Annotated in this window: 19 protein-coding genes and 1 riboswitch; of the genes, 5 read left to right on the plus strand and 14 right to left on the minus strand. The window is 63.5% G+C overall.

Going from position 1 to position 15,923, the window contains the following annotated elements; translation table 11 throughout:
• Positions 1–87 precede the first annotated feature (87 nt).
• Positions 88–1,059, minus strand: a complete 972-nt coding sequence (locus NFJ07_RS03015) for a DMT family transporter (RefSeq protein ID WP_269992404.1) — start codon at positions 1,057–1,059, stop codon at positions 88–90.
• A 74-nt stretch (positions 1,060–1,133) separates the two neighbouring features.
• Between NFJ07_RS03015 and NFJ07_RS03020 the strand changes: the two genes are divergently transcribed.
• Entirely contained in the window at positions 1,134–1,451 is a 318-nt protein-coding gene (locus NFJ07_RS03020; RefSeq protein ID WP_269992406.1) for an ArsR/SmtB family transcription factor, read from the plus strand.
• Positions 1,452–1,606: 155 nt separating this feature from the next.
• Positions 1,607–2,605, plus strand: a complete 999-nt coding sequence (locus NFJ07_RS03025; protein ID WP_269992408.1) for a S1C family serine protease — start codon at positions 1,607–1,609, stop codon at positions 2,603–2,605.
• Between the two features lie 63 nt (positions 2,606–2,668).
• Here NFJ07_RS03025 and NFJ07_RS03030 read toward each other — a convergent pair whose 3' ends face one another.
• Together NFJ07_RS03030 and NFJ07_RS03035 are read right to left on the minus strand one after the other, a co-directional pair.
• Positions 2,669–2,809 carry a hypothetical protein gene (locus NFJ07_RS03030; RefSeq protein WP_268021188.1) on the minus strand — a complete coding sequence of 47 codons (141 nt, stop codon included), beginning with the start codon at positions 2,807–2,809 and terminating at the stop codon, positions 2,669–2,671.
• A gap of 121 nt (positions 2,810–2,930) precedes the next feature.
• Entirely contained in the window at positions 2,931–3,305 is a 375-nt protein-coding gene (locus NFJ07_RS03035) for a hypothetical protein (protein ID WP_269992410.1), read from the minus strand.
• A gap of 73 nt (positions 3,306–3,378) precedes the next feature.
• Here NFJ07_RS03035 and NFJ07_RS03040 point away from each other — a divergent pair, with 73 nt between their 5' ends.
• Positions 3,379–4,830, plus strand: coding sequence for an MFS transporter (locus tag NFJ07_RS03040; RefSeq protein ID WP_442865275.1), 1,452 nt, complete (start codon positions 3,379–3,381; stop codon positions 4,828–4,830).
• Positions 4,831–4,888: 58 nt separating this feature from the next.
• Here NFJ07_RS03040 and NFJ07_RS03045 read toward each other — a convergent pair whose 3' ends face one another.
• The 7 genes from NFJ07_RS03045 to NFJ07_RS03075 form a co-directional block, all read right to left on the minus strand.
• Positions 4,889–5,602 carry a metal-dependent transcriptional regulator gene (locus NFJ07_RS03045; RefSeq protein WP_269992412.1) on the minus strand — a complete coding sequence of 238 codons (714 nt, stop codon included), beginning with the start codon at positions 5,600–5,602 and terminating at the stop codon, positions 4,889–4,891.
• A gap of 29 nt (positions 5,603–5,631) precedes the next feature.
• Entirely contained in the window at positions 5,632–6,408 is a 777-nt protein-coding gene (locus tag NFJ07_RS03050; RefSeq protein ID WP_269992413.1) for a class I SAM-dependent methyltransferase, read from the minus strand.
• A 50-nt stretch (positions 6,409–6,458) separates the two neighbouring features.
• Positions 6,459–7,883 carry an aminotransferase class V-fold PLP-dependent enzyme gene (locus NFJ07_RS03055; protein ID WP_269992414.1) on the minus strand — a complete coding sequence of 475 codons (1,425 nt, stop codon included), beginning with the start codon at positions 7,881–7,883 and terminating at the stop codon, positions 6,459–6,461.
• Positions 7,884–7,918: 35 nt separating this feature from the next.
• Positions 7,919–8,031: riboswitch (SAM riboswitch) on the minus strand.
• Positions 8,032–8,192: 161 nt separating this feature from the next.
• Complete coding sequence (gene hisN / locus NFJ07_RS03060; RefSeq protein ID WP_269992416.1) at positions 8,193–9,005, minus strand: histidinol-phosphatase; 813 nt, start codon at positions 9,003–9,005, stop codon at positions 8,193–8,195.
• A 60-nt stretch (positions 9,006–9,065) separates the two neighbouring features.
• Entirely contained in the window at positions 9,066–10,181 is a 1,116-nt protein-coding gene (gene rsgA, locus NFJ07_RS03065; protein WP_269992418.1) for a ribosome small subunit-dependent GTPase A, read from the minus strand.
• Positions 10,182–10,183: 2 nt separating this feature from the next.
• Positions 10,184–11,578, minus strand: coding sequence for a 3-phosphoshikimate 1-carboxyvinyltransferase (gene aroA / locus NFJ07_RS03070; RefSeq protein WP_269992420.1), 1,395 nt, complete (start codon positions 11,576–11,578; stop codon positions 10,184–10,186).
• Positions 11,579–11,584: 6 nt separating this feature from the next.
• Positions 11,585–12,100: a DoxX family protein gene (locus tag NFJ07_RS03075; RefSeq protein ID WP_269992422.1), complete on the minus strand. Its 516-nt coding sequence runs from the start codon at positions 12,098–12,100 to the stop codon at positions 11,585–11,587.
• A 218-nt stretch (positions 12,101–12,318) separates the two neighbouring features.
• Here NFJ07_RS03075 and NFJ07_RS03080 point away from each other — a divergent pair, with 218 nt between their 5' ends.
• On the plus strand, positions 12,319–13,158 hold the full coding sequence (locus NFJ07_RS03080) for a sigma-70 family RNA polymerase sigma factor (protein WP_442865276.1): 840 nt from the start codon (positions 12,319–12,321) through the stop codon (positions 13,156–13,158).
• The gene (gene rsrA / locus NFJ07_RS03085) at positions 13,155–13,412 is read left to right on the plus strand and encodes a mycothiol system anti-sigma-R factor (RefSeq protein WP_028264789.1); all 258 of its coding nucleotides are present in this window, start codon (positions 13,155–13,157) and stop codon (positions 13,410–13,412) included. Before NFJ07_RS03080 ends, rsrA begins: the two co-directional genes overlap by 4 nt.
• 79 nt (positions 13,413–13,491) lie before the next feature.
• Here the strand turns inward: rsrA and NFJ07_RS26015 are convergent, their stop codons facing one another.
• The 4 genes from NFJ07_RS26015 to NFJ07_RS03100 form a co-directional block, all read right to left on the minus strand.
• Entirely contained in the window at positions 13,492–13,566 is a 75-nt protein-coding gene (locus tag NFJ07_RS26015) for a 50S ribosomal protein bL37 (protein WP_369299106.1), read from the minus strand.
• Positions 13,567–13,676: 110 nt separating this feature from the next.
• Positions 13,677–14,291: a PadR family transcriptional regulator gene (locus NFJ07_RS03090; RefSeq protein ID WP_269992426.1), complete on the minus strand. Its 615-nt coding sequence runs from the start codon at positions 14,289–14,291 to the stop codon at positions 13,677–13,679.
• Positions 14,291–15,139, minus strand: coding sequence for a DUF4097 family beta strand repeat-containing protein (locus NFJ07_RS03095; RefSeq protein ID WP_269992427.1), 849 nt, complete (start codon positions 15,137–15,139; stop codon positions 14,291–14,293). The genes NFJ07_RS03090 and NFJ07_RS03095 overlap by 1 nt, the downstream gene beginning before the upstream one ends.
• A 118-nt stretch (positions 15,140–15,257) precedes the next feature.
• A complete protein-coding gene (locus NFJ07_RS03100; RefSeq protein WP_269992429.1) occupies positions 15,258–15,857 on the minus strand; it encodes a GDSL-type esterase/lipase family protein in 600 nt (199 codons plus the stop codon).
• Between the last annotated feature and the right edge of the window lie 66 nt (positions 15,858–15,923).

The following is a 15,923-nucleotide window of genomic DNA, read 5'->3' on the forward strand; positions in this document are numbered from 1 at the left end:
GATGTCAATCATCGTCCGAATCCTCTCAATCGCTCACCGCGCAGCTCCGGCTGGACCATCGCCTCTTGACGGCCGAAGTTTTCGCGGTTATCTGGCGGTCGCCTTCTGTTCTTGGGGCGCATCGTTCCAGGCCTGGGCGGTCTCGATCCGTGGGGTGGCTTTCGCCGTGCGCCGCGCGACCAGGTTCACGGCAAGAAGCGCAGCGAGCGTGAGGGACACTCCTGCGATTTCGCCGCCCGAGGGCTGGTGTCCGCGGATGGCCTCGATGGTGAAGGCCGTGATTGGGACGAGGTTGATGAACAGCACCCCATTGGATGCTCCCAATGTGGCGACGGCATGATTCCAGGTGAGCACGGCCAGCACCGTGGCTGGAAGCGCCATGTAGAGGATCTGCCAGATGACAGCCCCGATGCCCCCGACAGTTATGGGTGGCTCGTTCCACGTCAGTGCGGTGGTGAGGACGATGATGGAAACTGTTCCCAGCAGGCAGGTGTGCGTGGTGAACCGAAGCAGGCTCAACTCAGGAAAGGCGCCGCGGCTGGTCGTATAGATGACCCACGCGATCACCCCGGCAAAGGTCAACGGGACGCCCAAACCCAGGCCATCGTGGAGGACCGCGGCCGGGTTGCCGTTCCCCAGAACCATGGCGACGCCGACGAGTGCGATGGCTGAGAAGAGGAAGACCAGGCCGGCGGGGCGCTTCCTGGTGCGGGCCCACATGATGAACAGAGTGACCATCGGCAGGGTCGCCATAACCAAGGAGATGGTCTGTGGCGCCGAGTAGGCCAGACCGGCGTACATGAGCATGTTGAATCCTCCGAAGCCAATGGTTCCCACCAGCCACAGGGCGGCGGCTCTCCGGCCGGGGATAAGCGCCCGGGGTCCCTCTTTCACGGCGAGTATGACCATGAAGACGATCGTTGCCACGATGAACCTGACGGCTGTCAGCTGGAACGGTCCTAGATGGGGAAATGCGGTTTTGGCGATGGTGAACATGCCTCCCCAGGCCAGGGCTGTTGCCAGGCCGCCGACGGCGGCGAGCGAAGCGGTGCGGTTCATGAAGTCTCCAAGTGTTCGTAAATTGACGAATACACGAACACTGTACATGATGATGAGACAGAAGAAAGGCCTGCATGAAACCCCTATTTCACCCCCGGGTGGAGGATCTGGACCTGTCCACAATCCTGCACGCCTGCGCCGATCCCACACGGCTTCGCCTCCTGGCCGACATCAACACCGAACCCGGTAAGACCTGCGGAACCTTCCAAACCGAACTTTCCAAGTCAACGCTTTCGGCACATTTCAAAGTGCTCCGGGAATCCGGTCTCATCCGCCAGGAACTCGGACCCGGCAACAGCCGGCTCAATTGGCCAAGGACAGCGGAAGTCCAGTCGCGATTTCCCGACGTCATCACCGCCATACTCAAGTCCGCCACTCGTACTCACGGCTGAAGCGGGGATCCTCCGATGCAGCATGCCGCCTTAGTCCGGGTCTGTGCCGCACGGGGAATCGGCATGACGGAGTTCACCCACGGCGTAGGACGGAACGGACTAACCGCAGCAGTGTATTCGTTGATATAGACACCACCGGTTACAGGAGGTGCACGATGAGTACGTTGCCGGAACAAGCTTTTCCCAAGGACATCCCTGACGCTCCGTCGGATGACGAAGCCTTGGACGCCTACTCGCGGACAGTTATGCACGTCGCAGAAACAGTCACGCCGCATGTTGCAGCGTTGGAGATGAGCAGCGCCCGCAGGAACGGCCAAGTCAGGATCGGAAGTGGGTCGGCCGTGGTGTTTACGGGGGACGGCTATATGCTGACCAACGCCCACGTGGTGTCGGGTCTCCGCTCCGGGCGGGCAATATTCGCCGACGGAACCCATACCGACGTCGAACTCGTCGGTGCGGATCCCTTGTCCGATCTCGCCATTGTCCGCGGACACCACACGCCGCCGCCCGCTACCTTGGGCAACGCGGAGTCGCTGCACGTGGGTCAATTGGTGATCGCTGTGGGCAACCCGCTGGGGCTGGCAGGATCAGTGACCGCGGGCGTCGTCAGCGGGCTCGGACGTTCCATTCCGGTCAGGTCCGGCAGGCACAGCAGGGTCATCGAGGACGTCATCCAGACCGACGCAGCGTTGAACCCGGGCAATTCCGGGGGAGCCCTTGCCGATACCAAGGGGCGGATTGTTGGAATCAACACCGCCGTGGCTGGTTTGGGCCTCGGACTCGCTGTGCCCATCAACACCACCACTCAACGGATCATCGCCGCCCTGCTGAGGGACGGGAGGGTCCGCCGGGCATACCTTGGCTTGGTGAGCACCCCCATTCCCTTGGACGCGAGTGCGGTGATCCGGACAGGCCAGAAAGAAGCGCTGCGGGTGGTGGAAGTCATCGCCGGGTCTCCGGCGGAGCGGGCAGGACTACTTGCAGGCGATCTGGTCCTCAGCGCACAGTCGCGGGCGGTATCCAGTGCCGAGAGCCTTCAAAAACTCTTGTTTTCGCAGGCGATAGGGGAGCCGTTCCCCCTGACGGTCCTGCGCGACGGCATAATCCATGGAATTGTGGCCGTGCCCAACGAAATGACTGACGCGGATTCATGAGAGGCCGCGGCCATTTGAAACCAGTCCGCTAAAAAGCCGGGGCCAGTTGGCTCCGGCTTTTTGCTACTTCTTCCTCATCCTCAAATGGGCCACCGGATCCACAGCGGCGTCCGATTCGTGCTTGGCACGCTTCACTGCCCGTTTCTCCTTGATGGACTTGATACTCTTCTTTGCCTCGTGCTGGTGCGGCGCTTTGTCAGGCATGTCATGCTCCCTAACTACGGATCTTCCGTGCAGATCCTGCAAAGAGGGTCCTGAAAGGCCCTCTCCTTGTAAGCTACGCCTGTTTCAGGCGAAAGCAACCGGCCGCTGAACGCTCAAGTAGCTAGGCTTCGGAAGCCGGGACGTCCACAATGCCAACGAACCGCGAACCGATTCCTTCGTACTCGCTGCGGACCTCGCCGGGCAGGATTCCGGGAACCTCGCTGTTCCGGTGGTGGCCACAGAAAACGTACGTGAACTCCGGCCACCATTTCTTGGGACGCGCAGCCTCGGTGTAACCGCACACGACGCAGCTCAGGTGCACCCAAACAGGACGCTTGCCGGTGCGGTTGGCGCGGGATTGGACGAGCCACTGCGGTGGATTGTCTTGCAGCTCGCTCAGCTCGGCTTTCGAAAGCCTGGAGGGGATGCCGTGGCGTTGGGCCATTTCCATCGAAATATCAAGGGCCAGTGCGGCGTCACGTCTGCTAATCACCATTCAACGATACGGGACTATCGCGGTCGCAGGATCCGGAGGATTCCGGGCGGCAGGGTTCAAGCAGGCGTAGGCTGTGCTCATGACCGACGCAGCGGCCCTGCTGCCAAGCACTCCGCTGCAAAAGCGGGTCCTTGTTGTGGCTATTGTGGCTTCCTTCATCGCCATTTTGGATGGCTTCGTGGTGAACCTCGCGCTCCCGGCGATTGGCCGCGAACTGGGTGGTGGGCTTGTCATCCAGCAATGGGTGGTGGATGCCTACCTTTTGACCTTGGGCGCGCTGATCCTGGTCGCCGGATCCCTGTCCGACCACTTCGGCCGCGCGCGCATCCTGGAATGGGGACTCGCCGGCTTCACCCTCACCTCTGTCACGTGCGGTCTCGCCTGGAACGGGGAGGTGCTGGTGGTATCGCGGGCCTTGCAGGGGATCGCCGGGGCCCTGCTTGTCCCGAGTTCGCTCGCCATGATCGTCACGTTCTTCTCCGGGCCCGCGCAGTCCAAGGCAATCGGCCAGTGGTCCGGTTGGACCAGCGCGGCCGCTATCGTAGCCCCGCTGATCGGCGGCGCGTCGGTCGATCTGTTGTCCTGGCGCGTCATCTTCTTTATCAATGTGATTCCGGCCGTCGCCATCTGGCCGATCCTCGCGGGGCTGCGGAAGTCCGATGCCGCCACGGACACGAGCAAGAAGATCGATTACCTCGGAGCGTTCCTGGCCATGGTGGGACTCGGTGGCCCGGTCTACGCTTTCATCGAACAGGGACGGATGGGCTGGGGGAACATGGTGGTCTGGATGCCGCTCGCCCTCGGAGCCGTTGGCCTGGTCCTCTTCCTGGTCCACGAAGCAAGGACCCCGGAACCAATGCTGCCCCTGCGGCTCTTCGGCATCCGAAATTTCGGTTGGGGGAACATCGCCACGCTGGCCATTTACGGCGCCCTGTCTCTGGGCTTCTTCTCCGTAGGCATCTACTTGCAACAAGTCGGAGGAATGAAAGCCACCACTGCCGGCATCGCGTTGCTTCCCGCGACTGTCCTCCTGATGTTCACGGCCTCATTCTTCGGCGGGCTGGCTGGCAAGCATGGTCCGCGGTGGTTCATGACGGCCGGACCGTTCATCTGTGGAATCGGGTTCCTCATGACCTTGGCCGTCCAGGAGCCTTTGAACTACTGGACGCAGGTGCTACCCGGGCAGATCGTCTTCGGGATCGGCCTCAGTACCTTGGTGGCGCCCCTGACCGCGGCCATCCTGGGCGCGGTACCCACCGAAGAGGCAGGGATCGGCTCCGCAGTGAACAATGCCGTGGCCCGTATTGCCGGCTTGATCTGCATCGCATTTGCCGGGCTCATCATCGGTCCGGTCTTCAGCCGCCAAGGTCTCATGAATGCCGTGGTGGTCACCGCGGTGCTGTTCTTCCTCGGGGCGGCGGCATCCGCCGTCGGGATCCGGAACCCGGTCTTGGGCGCTGCGGTGATGGACTCTCCGGAAGGTCCAGCGCCCGACGACGGCGGGACGGCTGCCCAGCGCGCCTGAACAGTGCTCTCCAAGACGCAGTTCCGTCCAAGATACAGTGCGGTCCCGGGCAGCTTCGTCAGCCTTCCGCGAGGACGCAGCCTTCATGTTCGGCGTCCGTGGCTACCCACAGTGCCGAGGTGACCTCGTCGGCGAGATCGTAGTCGCGGCTGCCCGGGCCCTTCCCGACTCGGACCACCAGCGCACCGCCGAACGGTTTGCGGCCAATCACCTGGATGCTGGCATCAAGGTCGATTTCCTCTGCGGACAAGTAGCGCAGCAGCTCCGGGTTTTCGTCGCTGATTCGGGTGATCTTGCCGGAATGGCCGTCGTCGAGCTCTATCATCCGGTGCGCATGCGGCAGCGTCACTGAACCGTCCGCGGCGGGGATGGGGTCACCATGGGGATCGCGCCCGGGGTTGCCCAGCTTGGCGGCCATGCGATCGATGAAGGTGTCCGAGACGGCGTGCTCGAGCATCTCGGCCTCGTCGTGGACTTCATCCCAGCTGTAGCCCAACTCCCTCACGAGGTAGGTCTCGATCAGGCGGTGCCGGCGGACCATGCCCAGGGCAAGCTGCATTCCCTGGGGGGTCAAAGTGATGGCGCTGTACGGCTGGTGATCCACCAGGCCTTGGTCCTTGAGCTTGCGGACCATCTCCGAGACGGAGGAATTGGCGACGCCGAGCCGCTGCGCGAGCTGTGAGGAGGTGATGGGTTTGTCCTGCCACTCCGTAAAGGAGTAGATGACCTTGACGTAGTCCTCGATCGAGGAGGAGGGCGCACTGGTCTTCACGGTTCCAAGCCTATCGTGAACCGGCCGAATCAGGCTTTGCGCGCCCGCCAGCTCTGCGTGAGATAGGGCAAGGGGATGACCTCGCCGTCGGCATGCCCCAGATGTTCGAAGAGGTACCACTGAAGATTGCCCATGACCTTGGCCCGGGTGGCGTCATTCGCCCTCAGATAGTAGCTGCGCGACTTCACGAGTTCGAGGATGTCGGCCGGAGTCACCGGATCCTCCCAGCGCGTCACGTGACTTTCGAGGCCGGCGAACTCCGGGCCCACCACGGGCCGGAAGTCCGGTTTGTGGACATCGCCGGCATGCATGATGCGGGACAAACGGTGGACCCAGGGCACCGAAGTGTCCAATTGGTTCCAGATCAAGCCGAGAACGCCCTGGGGCCGCAGGATCCGGGCGATCTCGGTGCTGGCGGCGAGGGGATCGCACCAGTGCCAGGCTTGGGCAACGCTGACGACGTCGAATGCTGAGTCCGCCAGTCCAGTTGCCTCGGCCGTGCCCTCCAGGGCGATCACTTGTGGATACGTTTTGCGCAGTTGCGTGAGCATGTCCGTGGAGGGGTCCACTGCGGACACAGCCAGCCCGCGCTCGACCAGGAGAGCCGTGAATTTTCCAGTGCCGGCGCCGATGTCTGCCGCCTCCCGAGCGCCTACAGGTAGCAGCCAGTCGGCCGAATCCGCAGGGTAGCCGGGCCGGACACGGTCATAGTGTTCTCCGCCATCCTGGAAACTCTGGCCGAGTTCAAGGCGCCGTTCCTCATAGAGCTTGGGGCCGGCTGAGGTGCCTTTGGATCGCGGGGCCACGCAGGAACTCCTTCGTAGGACATGAAAAATACCCTACGAATCTACCGCAATCAGTCGGTACTGCAGGGGGCTGCACCTGCGGTCCCTGGAGTGTTGGGAGCCCACTCCGGGTAGCTGCGGTGGTCGTTCGCCGGCACCCAACGGCCGGCGTCCACCACGTAATCCCAGCCGAGTCCATTGCTCTTGAGCGCCTGGATGCCCGCGATGAGCCGGGTGGCGTCCTCCAGCCGCGACCCCACGCCGAAACTGGCGCGCAGGGATCCGGAGGGAAGGCCGAGGCGCTTGAGCAGCGGGTGGGCGCAAAAGCGTCCGTCACGCAGGCCAATGCCGTGCTCGGCAGCAAGATAGGCCGCCACGAGTCCGGCGTCGTAGCCCTGGAGCGAGAAGTTCACGACGCCGATGGTGTCCTGGGGATCCGTGTCGCTGAAGATTTGGTGCACGGTCACGCCGTCGATTTCCTTGAGGCCATCGACCAGATGCGAGCGAATGGCGGCCTCGTGGGCGTGCCATTCATCGTGGTCGAGGCTGGCAATGACTTGTGTGGCCCGGGCGAGGGTGGCCGCGCCGAGCACGTTCGGTGAGCCTCCTTCGTGCCTGGCCGGTCCGGTGGCCCAGCTGACGGAATCAAGGCGTGCCTCGCGGACGGCGCCGCCTCCGGCAAGGTGCGGTGTGCCAGCGTCGAGCCAGTCGGGACGGCCCACCAGGACACCGGCGCCGAACGGTGCATAAAGCTTGTGTCCCGAGAAAACCAAGTAGTCAACATCCGCGGCGGCGATATCGATTCGGCGATGCGGGGCGAGTTGCGCCGCGTCCACCACAATCCGCGCCCCGAATTCGTGGGCCAAGGCAGCGAGATCCTTGATGGGCAGGATCTCGCCGGTTACGTTCGACGCGCCGGTGACTGCCAGGAGGCTGACGCCACCTTGGGAGAGTGCCGCACGGACATTGGTGACGGTCTCCGACAAAGTTCCCGCGGCAACAATGCTGCGGTGGGGTACACCTTGCCACGGCAGCAGATTGGCGTGGTGCTCGATGTCCAGGTAAAGGACTTCGCCGGTGTGTCGGCCGTCCTCAACCGGCAAGCAACCGGCCAGCAGATTGAGGGAATCGGTGGTGTTGCGCGTGAAAATGACGGAATCGTCTGGCCTGCCGCCAACGAAGTCGCGGACAATGTTGCGCGCGTTTTCGTAGACCGAGGTGCTGATCTGGGAGGCATAGCCCGCGCCGCGGTGGACACTCGCGTAGTACGGCAGGATTTCGTTGAGGTACGCCGAGACCACGGTCAGGGCAGGTGCGGAGGCGCCGTAGTCAAGGTTGGCATAGCGGATGTGGCCGCCCTGGATCAGGGGTGCCTGCAACTCCGCGCCGGTGACCGCGGCCAGTGGACGCGACGCCGGATTCCGGGATTCACCGCGGTGCTGCGCAGATTCGTTGTGTTGCGAGAGAGCGGGAGAAGTAAATGTGGCTGTGCTCATGGGACCTCACTCAAGAGGGACCCCTGCGTGCAGGGGGTCCGCGCTTGCCGCATCCGTTCCGGACCGGCCGGGTCGTCACCCGGGGCACCCCGCCGCGATGGAGGGTTGCCGGCCAGCAAACCGGGGTTTCGCGCTGGCACTCGTGACCTGTAAAGAGACTAGGACACCGGCAAGGCTGGTTCCAATGTGACCCGGATTGTTAAGCGGATTGTTACACAGCCGGAAAAATGTGCCTTCTGCCGAAGAAAGAGCAGCGGACGCCTCCAAGAAGGGGGCGCCCGCCGTCGTTTATTCAGTGAACAGGGTGGATTAGAGGAGGTCGTCGATCTCGGGGTTGAGCCTCTTGAGGACCTCGGAGTGCAGGATCGAGTTGCTCGCGACGGCGTTTCCGCCGAAGGGACCATCCGTGCCGTCCAGGGACGTGAAGCGTCCCCCGGCCTCAGTCACGATCGGCACCAAGGCCGCCATATCGTAGACCTGGAGTTCCGGCTCCGCGGCAATGTCCACGGCGCCCTCGGCCACCAGGCAGTAGGACCAGAAATCGCCGTAGGCGCGGCTGCGCCAGACATCATTCTCAAGGCCCAGGAAGTTGTCCAGCGAACCGTGCTGCTTCCACTCGGAAAGCTCGGAGTAGGAAAGCGAGGCGTCTTCAAGCCGCGACACGTTGGAAACCTTCAGCCGGGTGGCTGCGGCCAGTGATCGGCCCATGTAGGCGCCCGAGCCCTTGGCCGCCCACCAACGCTTGCCGAGCGCAGGAGCGCTGACAAGACCCACGACAACTTCGCCCTCGTCCACGAGGGCGATCAGCGTTGCCCAGACGGGTACGCCACGCACGAAGTTCTTGGTTCCGTCGATGGGATCGATGATCCAACGCCTCGAGCCGTGGCCCGTGCTGCCGAATTCTTCGCCGAGAACGGCGTCGCGGGGGCGGGAACGGGAGAGCTGCCCGCGGATTGCTTCCTCGGCGGCTTTGTCGGCATCGGTGACTGGGCTCAGGTCCGGTTTGGTCTCCACCTGAAGGTCCAGCGCCTTGAACCGCTCCATTGTCAGGGAATCGACGGAGTCGGCCAGGACATGTGCCAGCCGCAGGTCGTCGTTGTAGCTCGAATCGGGTTGGGTCATGGTTCCAAACTACCGTCTCTTCGCCGGTGAGCCGGGGAGGTAGGACGGCAAGCGGCGCAGTTAGTTGACCGTACCCAATTCCTTGGCCTCTTGGGCTTCCATGCGCGGGTCCGCGCCAAGGAGCCTGCGCAGCGACGCGAGGCGGGCCGGGCCGGCCTCGCCGGCATGGCCATCAGCGACCCAGGAATCCAGGCCGCAACGAACAGCGATGGCATCGTGTTTGCAGCCTCGCTCGCACATTTCGGTTCCCGGTTCCAGATCCGGGAACGCATGCAGGATGCGGTCCGGGTTCACGTGGGCAAGGCCGAAGGAACGGATGCCGGGCGTATCGATGATCCAGCTGCCGCCGGGGGCGTCGCTGAGCTTCAGCGCAAGCGCAGAGGACGAGGTGTGCCGTCCGCGACCCGTCACTGCGTTGACTCCGCCCGTGGCGCGCTCGGCGCCGGTGAGGGCATTCACCATGGTGGACTTCCCGACGCCGGAATGGCCCAGGAGCACGGTGACCTTGCCGTCGAGGTAGTCCCGCAACTGGCCCACGGCGTCGCCATCAAGTCGGGCGGACAAGCCGTCGTCGGAACGGGCGTCGATGCCGGAGGCTCCCGCGTCGGCCGTCCGGCTGATGATGATGGGGAAACCCAGGCTCACATAGTTGGCGAGCAATTCCGTCGGGTCCTTGACGTCCGCTTTGGTGACGAGCAGCAGCGGCTCGATTCCGGCGTCGTACGCTGCCACCAAGGCGCGGTCGATGAATCCTGTCCGCGGCTCCGGGTTGGCGGCCGCAACCACCACCACGAGCTGGTCGGCGTTGGCGACGACAGCCCGTTCGATCGGATCAGTGTCATCGGCACTTCGCCGCAGGAGGGTCTTGCGCTCCTCGACGCGCACGAGGCGGGCGAGGGTGTCCGGTGCTCCGGACACATCGCCGACGAGGGCCACGAAGTCTCCGGGAACCACGGGGGAGCGCCGGAGTTCCCGGGCCCGGGCCGCAATGACGATGCGCTCATTGTCCGAGCCTTCGCCCGCTATCGCGGTGTAGCGGCCGCGGTCGACCGTGATGATGCGCCCGATCACGGCGTCGTCGTGGCTGGGGCGGTCCTTCGTGCGGGGGCGTGTGCCCTTCTTGTTGGGGCGGATCCGGACATCGGACTCATCCCAGGAGCTTGCGTCGCGAGCCATCGTCAGTTGCTTGTCTCCGTTGAACCGGTGTCCGCGGCCGCTTGGCCACCACTGAGCATCGATGCCCAGATTTGCGGAAATTCGGGCATGGTCTTGGACGTCGTCGCGATGTCTTCAACCTGGACACCCTCGACGGCGAGCCCAAGGATGGCGCCCGCGGTAGCCATGCGGTGGTCGGCGTAGCTATGCACGACGCCGGCGTGCAGCGCTGCGGGCCGGATCACCAGGCCGTCGCTGGTTTCCTCGGCGTCGCCGCCAAGCCGGTTGATTTCGGCGACCAGCGCAGCCAGCCTGTCCGTTTCGTGTCCACGCAAATGCGCGATGCCAGTAAGCCGGGAAGGGCTGGTTGCCAGGGCACACAACGCCGCTACCGTCGGGGCGAGTTCGCTGGTTTCGTCGAAGTCCGCGCCCAGGATCTCCGAACCGCCAGTGACTGTCAGAGTGCCGTTGTCCAGCGTGACAGTGGCACCCATGGTGGCAAGAATTTCCCGCCAAAGGTCCCCGACTTGCGTGGTATTGGCCGGCCAGTTGGGGATCCGGATGGTTCCCATCGTGGCCAGCGCCGCAGCGAGGAAGGGGCCCGCGTTGGAGAGATCCTGCTCGATCCTCTCGTCGAACGCCTGGATAGCACCGGGGGCCACGCGCCAATGGTTCGGCACGGAGTCATCCACCTGCACTCCGACGCCGCGCAGGACCGAGACGGTCATGTTGATGTGGTCGAGGCTCGGCACGGGCTTGCCGACATGCTCCAGGTGAAGGCCCTCATCGAATCGGGCACCGACCAGCAACAGGGCGGAGACGAACTGCGAAGAAGCGCTCGCATCGATCACCAAGTGGCCACCGCGGACAGAGCCTGTGCCGGAAACCTTGAACGGCAGGGAAGTCGCCGTTTGCCCGTCCACTGCGCTGACTTCCAGACCGAGTGTTCGGAGGGCTTCGATGATGGTGCCCATGGGACGCTGGCGTGCGTGCGGATCGCCGTCGAACACCGAAGCGCCGTTGCGGAGGGCAGCAAGGGGCGGCACGAAGCGCATGACCGTGCCGGCCAGGCCACAGTCGATGGCGGTATCTGATGCGGCAGCCCCCGGGTTGATGGGGGTGACTTCAAGATCCGGGCCATAGTGTCCATCGCCGGGAACCTCGGTAATGGTCGCGCCAAGCTGGCGCAGGGCTTCGACCATCAGCGCGGAGTCCCGAGAATGCAGGGGTGCCCGCAGCCTGCTTGGGCCGTTGGCCAATGCCGCCAGGACGAGGTAGCGATTGGTCAGCGACTTCGAACCAGGAACCGTGACCGTGGCATCCACAGGGTGGCTGGCGAAGGGCGCCGGCCACAGGGGGAGTGCGGAGGCCGTGATGCTCCCTGAATCGTCTGTCTGCGTGGCGGGGGTTCCTGGCATGCTTCCTTATGCTCCAACTGCGTTGTCTACGGCCTTGCGGACGGCCCGGTCTGTCTTCTTGAACTGCTTGCCGGTGGCCTTCTTGGCGTCCATGGCGAGGTGTTCGGCGCGCCATGCGAGGCTCGGCTTGCCGGCGGTGTCGACGGCGGCAAGGAGAACGCCACCCGTCAGGGAAATGTTCTTGAGCAACTGGGCGCGTCGGGCCAGCCGGCCTTCCTTGGTGCTGATGTCGGCAGAACGCCACTCAACAAAGGTATTCAGGACCGAGATGCCGGCAAGCAGCGTTGCCGAGAACCGGGAACATTTGCCGAGGGCGAGCAAGGCCCCTGCGCCCACCTGCGTGCCGCCTATCACTCGCGCGAGCATCTTCTCGTCCGTCGGGAAAGGCAATGACTCGGAAGCACGGCGGAGCAGCGGAGAGAGCTGCTTGGCAGTGTCATCCGCGTTCTTGAACTTGTCCAGCCCTGCGACGACAAAACTGGAAGCCAACATTGGCCTTGCGAGAAAACGGACGAGGGACATGTTTTGCCTCCTGGATGGCTTGCCACAGTGTTCAGGTGGTGCTGCGTTCAAGTGGTGCGGTGTTCACGGGGTGCAGTCGGATCTAGTCTTGCATCTTTGCGGAATATTTGCCCGGAGCTTGCCGTTGTCAGAAGAAGGTGCGGTATGGGCTGGACCTTGGAATGTGGCGCGTGCGTTGTGCCGCGCTGGTGTCACGTCATTTGAGCGGAGATGGTTTTTTGGCCTTGGTTAAGGACCGCGAGGGACACTTGGCGCTTGGGCGGGAGCTGCCAGGGGACTCCCGGAGGGTGACAGTAGACTTGGATGCAATGAGCACCATGGATCCGGCCGCAGCGGCCATGTACAAAGCAGCGACGGAAGTCACGGACGCAACGTCCGACGGCGACGCAACTGTTGAGGCCGACGTCGAGATTGCAGTGGACTTCGCAAGCGAGACGCCTGAACAACGGAGGGCGCGCTTCGAACGCGACGCCATGCAGTATGTCGACCAGCTCTATTCGGCTGCCATGCGCATGGCCAGGAATCCGTCCGACGCCGAGGACCTGGTCCAGGAGGCCTACACCAAGGCGTTCTCGGCCTTCCACCAGTACAAGCCGGGTACCAACCTCAAGGCATGGCTGTACCGCATCCTGACCAACACGTACATCAACCTCTACCGGAAGCGGCAGCGCGAACCGCTGCAGTCGAATTCGGACACCATCGAAGACTGGCAGCTGGCGCGGGCGGAGTCCCATACGTCCGCGGGGCTGCGCTCGGCGGAGGCGGAGGCGCTGGATCATTTGCCGGACTCGGACGTGAAGAGCGCCCTGCAGTCCATTCCGGAGGAATTCCGGCTCGCGGTGTACTTCGCTGACGTCGAAGGCTTCGCCTACAAGGAAATATCAGACATCATGAATACCCCGATCGGGACGGTCATGTCCCGGCTTCATCGCGGCAGGAAAATGTTGCGCGATCTGCTGGCGGACTACGCCGCAGAACGGGGAATCAGCGCCGGCGCGGACGAAAAGGCCTTGGCCGTGGGCGCGGCCACAAGCAAAAAACAGGAGAAAAGGAAATGAGCTGCCAAGGATTGGGCGACTGCGACGATGCTCGGATGCAGCGTATCTACGAGTACCTCGATGGTGCGTTGACTCGCGAGGACATCGCAGAGATCAAAGTGCATCTGGAAGACTGCCCGGAGTGCACAGAGCAATACGACCTTGAGTGCGTCATCCGCACCGTGGTCAAGCGCTCCTGTACGGAAGCGGCTCCTGAGAATCTCAAGAACTCGATCCTGGACAGGATCCACGCTATGAAGTCCGTGGACGTCTAAGAGCCTGGAACGGCAAGGGCCCCGGAAACCTGATGGTTTCCGGGGCCCTCCGCATTAAGTCTTACGCTAAGCCGCTGGCTTAGGTGTTGGGACGCTTGCCGTGGTTTGCGCCGCCGCGCTTACGGTCACGACGCTTACGTGCACGCTTGCTCATAGCTGGCCTCCTTAGATTCTTGATACTCAATAAAGCTGCCCTCCAGTCTCCCACATCCGGGGGCCGCCCCGCGAACCGTGCCGGCCCAGCCCCCGCAAGGAATTGGACACTCAGCCCCGCAGGGAATTCCGGATGGAGATCCTGGCCTGGTCCAGGACGGTGCGCACGGTTTCAAGGGCGATCGGAGTCAGGGCCTTGGAGCCGGCGTGCTGTCGCAGCTCCACGCGGATGTCATCCCGGAAGGACTGGACCATCATCTCGGCTTCCTTGAGGATGCGGTGTCCCTCCGGCGAGTAGCTTCCAGCCCACGACTGGAATTCCGCGGACTTCGCATTGGCTCGTGCGGCTTCGGCGGTTGCTGCCAGGTCCGCGCGCAAGCCGCGCATGTTGCTGCGGATGTCGTCGCGGAGACTATCGGCCAACCGCCGCACGGAGGCAGAGATGTTGTCCTCGACGTCGGCCAGTTCCTGCCGCCGGCTGTTCAGCTCCGCCAGTCCGGCCGCAGTAATGGAGTAGTTGGTGCGGCGCCCATCGCTGCTGGTGGCTACTAGTCCTTCTTCCTCCAGTTTGCCAAGGCGCGGGTAGATGGTTCCGGCACTGGGGGAGTAGGTCCCGCCGAAGCGCTCGCCGAGGGCCTTGATGAGCTCGTAGCCGTGCTTGGGGCCTGATTCCAGGAGTGCCAGCAGATAGAGCCGAAGGGCTCCGTGGGCAAAGACGGGCGGCATCAGATTTCCTCTTCTCCGGGGACTGAGTGCGCTGTTCCGGGTGTTGGCGCACTGCCATGGATGATGGAGGTTTTTCCGGACACGGAATTGGTACGCGCCACCATGAGCCGCTCGTCGGGGCCAACGATGGTCTGGACCCTGCCGCCTGCCTGGGCGTATAGCTGGTCGTCGATCATCACGGTGCCACTGGCCGTTTTGGCCACGATGTCCAAGCCCACGTCATGCGGGAGACGGATGGTGAGGTCGCCTGAAACGGAATTTGCTCCGAAATCCTGGGTGTAGCCGTGAAGGTCGAAGCTGAGGTCTCCGCTGACAGTATTGGCCCGGATGTTCTTGAAGCGGCCCGAAGCCGTGACTTCGCCTGAGACGCTCTTGGCGGTCATGACGCCGTCGTGGTTGCGGGCGATGACTTCGCCGCTGACAGTGTTGACGTGAAGCTCGCCCCGCGTGCCGTCCGCGAGGACGGACCCGGAAACCGTGTTGAGGCGGATATGGCCGGTGACGCCCGACACCATGCCGTCACCGCCCACGGTTCCTGCTTCGACGTCGACGCCGGCAGGCAACGCGATGCTGATGACGATGGTGTTGGTGCTGGTGTTGTTGACGGTGCCCATAAGGTTGCGGAACCAACCTTGCGGGCCGTGCAACTGGTGGCGGACCTCGAGCCGGCCATCAACGAGGCTGACGATCAATGGATCGCCGCCGATTTCCGAGACTTCGATCCGGGTGATTGCTTCGTCGTGAGTAACGACGTCGAAGCGGCCCTTGACGATCCCCAGCTTGAGCGAGCGGACGCCGTCGACGTCGATGGTCTGCGGGCCGGTAACGGTCCAATTCTCCTCGGTCATGACCCCTCCAATGGTGCGTCAGATTAGTTGCGATATATCGCGTATGAAACTTACGATATATCGCGAATCGCAACTTGGCAATGGGTCCATGTTGGAGAGGGGGCGCCTCTTGCCCCGGTTATTCCGGCTGGGCGATCCTCAGCCACTGGAACCAGCCGCGGTGCAACACGAGCCAAGCCATGAGGCCGTAGCCCGCCTGGCCCGGGGTGCCGCCATTCGCAGCGAGGTCAGTGCGCCATTGTTCGTGGTTGAGCAACGGCGAGAATGTGTCGACGTACTGGTGGTTGCGGCGGGTGGTGACGTCTGCAAATGCGGCGTTGAGTTCCGCGATCCGGCGATTCTTGGCCGGGTCCAGCGTGGGTGGCGGACCGACGACGAATACTTCGATGTTGCTTTGGGACGCCCCGTCCAGGATATTGGCAAGATTGAGGCGGCTACGTGCTGTGGAGACACCGAATTCGATGTCGCGGCCGGACAGCCCGATCACGAGGCGGTTTTCGTGGACGTTGCTGAAGCGTCTCCCGGCTTCGTCGAGCCAGCGCCCCGCAAGGCCTTCTGTGCCCTCCATGGGACAGGGAAGAGAGTAGCTCTCCACAAGAACGGCGTCCTGGGGTGTCCGCGCAAGAACCCTTCCAAGCCAGCCCAAGGCCCTGGGGTCACCGAGCCCGGCGAGTAGTTCATCACCAACAGCTGCGATGCGCAGCTTCCTGTCTTCCACAGTTACCTCTTCACCAAACGTTGCGGTCCTAGCACTGTGCCCGGCCGGGCGTCTTGATTACCGGGC

The organism is Arthrobacter sp. B2a2-09 (assembly GCF_027587375.1).
GTDB lineage: Bacteria > Actinomycetota > Actinomycetes > Actinomycetales > Micrococcaceae > Arthrobacter.

Coding starts and splice junctions, on each gene's coding strand:
- NFJ07_RS03015 (WP_269992404.1), bottom strand. CDS start 1,059: ATGAACCGCACCGCTTCGCTCGCCGCCGTCGGCGGCCTGGCAACAGCC.
- NFJ07_RS03020 (WP_269992406.1), top strand. CDS start 1,134: ATGAAACCCCTATTTCACCCCCGGGTGGAGGATCTGGACCTGTCCACA.
- NFJ07_RS03025 (WP_269992408.1), top strand. CDS start 1,607: ATGAGTACGTTGCCGGAACAAGCTTTTCCCAAGGACATCCCTGACGCT.
- NFJ07_RS03030 (WP_268021188.1), bottom strand. CDS start 2,809: ATGCCTGACAAAGCGCCGCACCAGCACGAGGCAAAGAAGAGTATCAAG.
- NFJ07_RS03035 (WP_269992410.1), bottom strand. CDS start 3,305: ATGGTGATTAGCAGACGTGACGCCGCACTGGCCCTTGATATTTCGATG.
- NFJ07_RS03055 (WP_269992414.1), bottom strand. CDS start 7,883: ATGAGCACAGCCACATTTACTTCTCCCGCTCTCTCGCAACACAACGAA.
- hisN (WP_269992416.1), bottom strand. CDS start 9,005: ATGACCCAACCCGATTCGAGCTACAACGACGACCTGCGGCTGGCACAT.
- rsgA (WP_269992418.1), bottom strand. CDS start 10,181: ATGGCTCGCGACGCAAGCTCCTGGGATGAGTCCGATGTCCGGATCCGC.
- aroA (WP_269992420.1), bottom strand. CDS start 11,578: ATGCCAGGAACCCCCGCCACGCAGACAGACGATTCAGGGAGCATCACG.
- NFJ07_RS03075 (WP_269992422.1), bottom strand. CDS start 12,100: ATGTCCCTCGTCCGTTTTCTCGCAAGGCCAATGTTGGCTTCCAGTTTT.
- rsrA (WP_028264789.1), top strand. CDS start 13,155: ATGAGCTGCCAAGGATTGGGCGACTGCGACGATGCTCGGATGCAGCGT.
- NFJ07_RS03090 (WP_269992426.1), bottom strand. CDS start 14,291: ATGCCGCCCGTCTTTGCCCACGGAGCCCTTCGGCTCTATCTGCTGGCA.
- NFJ07_RS03095 (WP_269992427.1), bottom strand. CDS start 15,139: ATGACCGAGGAGAATTGGACCGTTACCGGCCCGCAGACCATCGACGTC.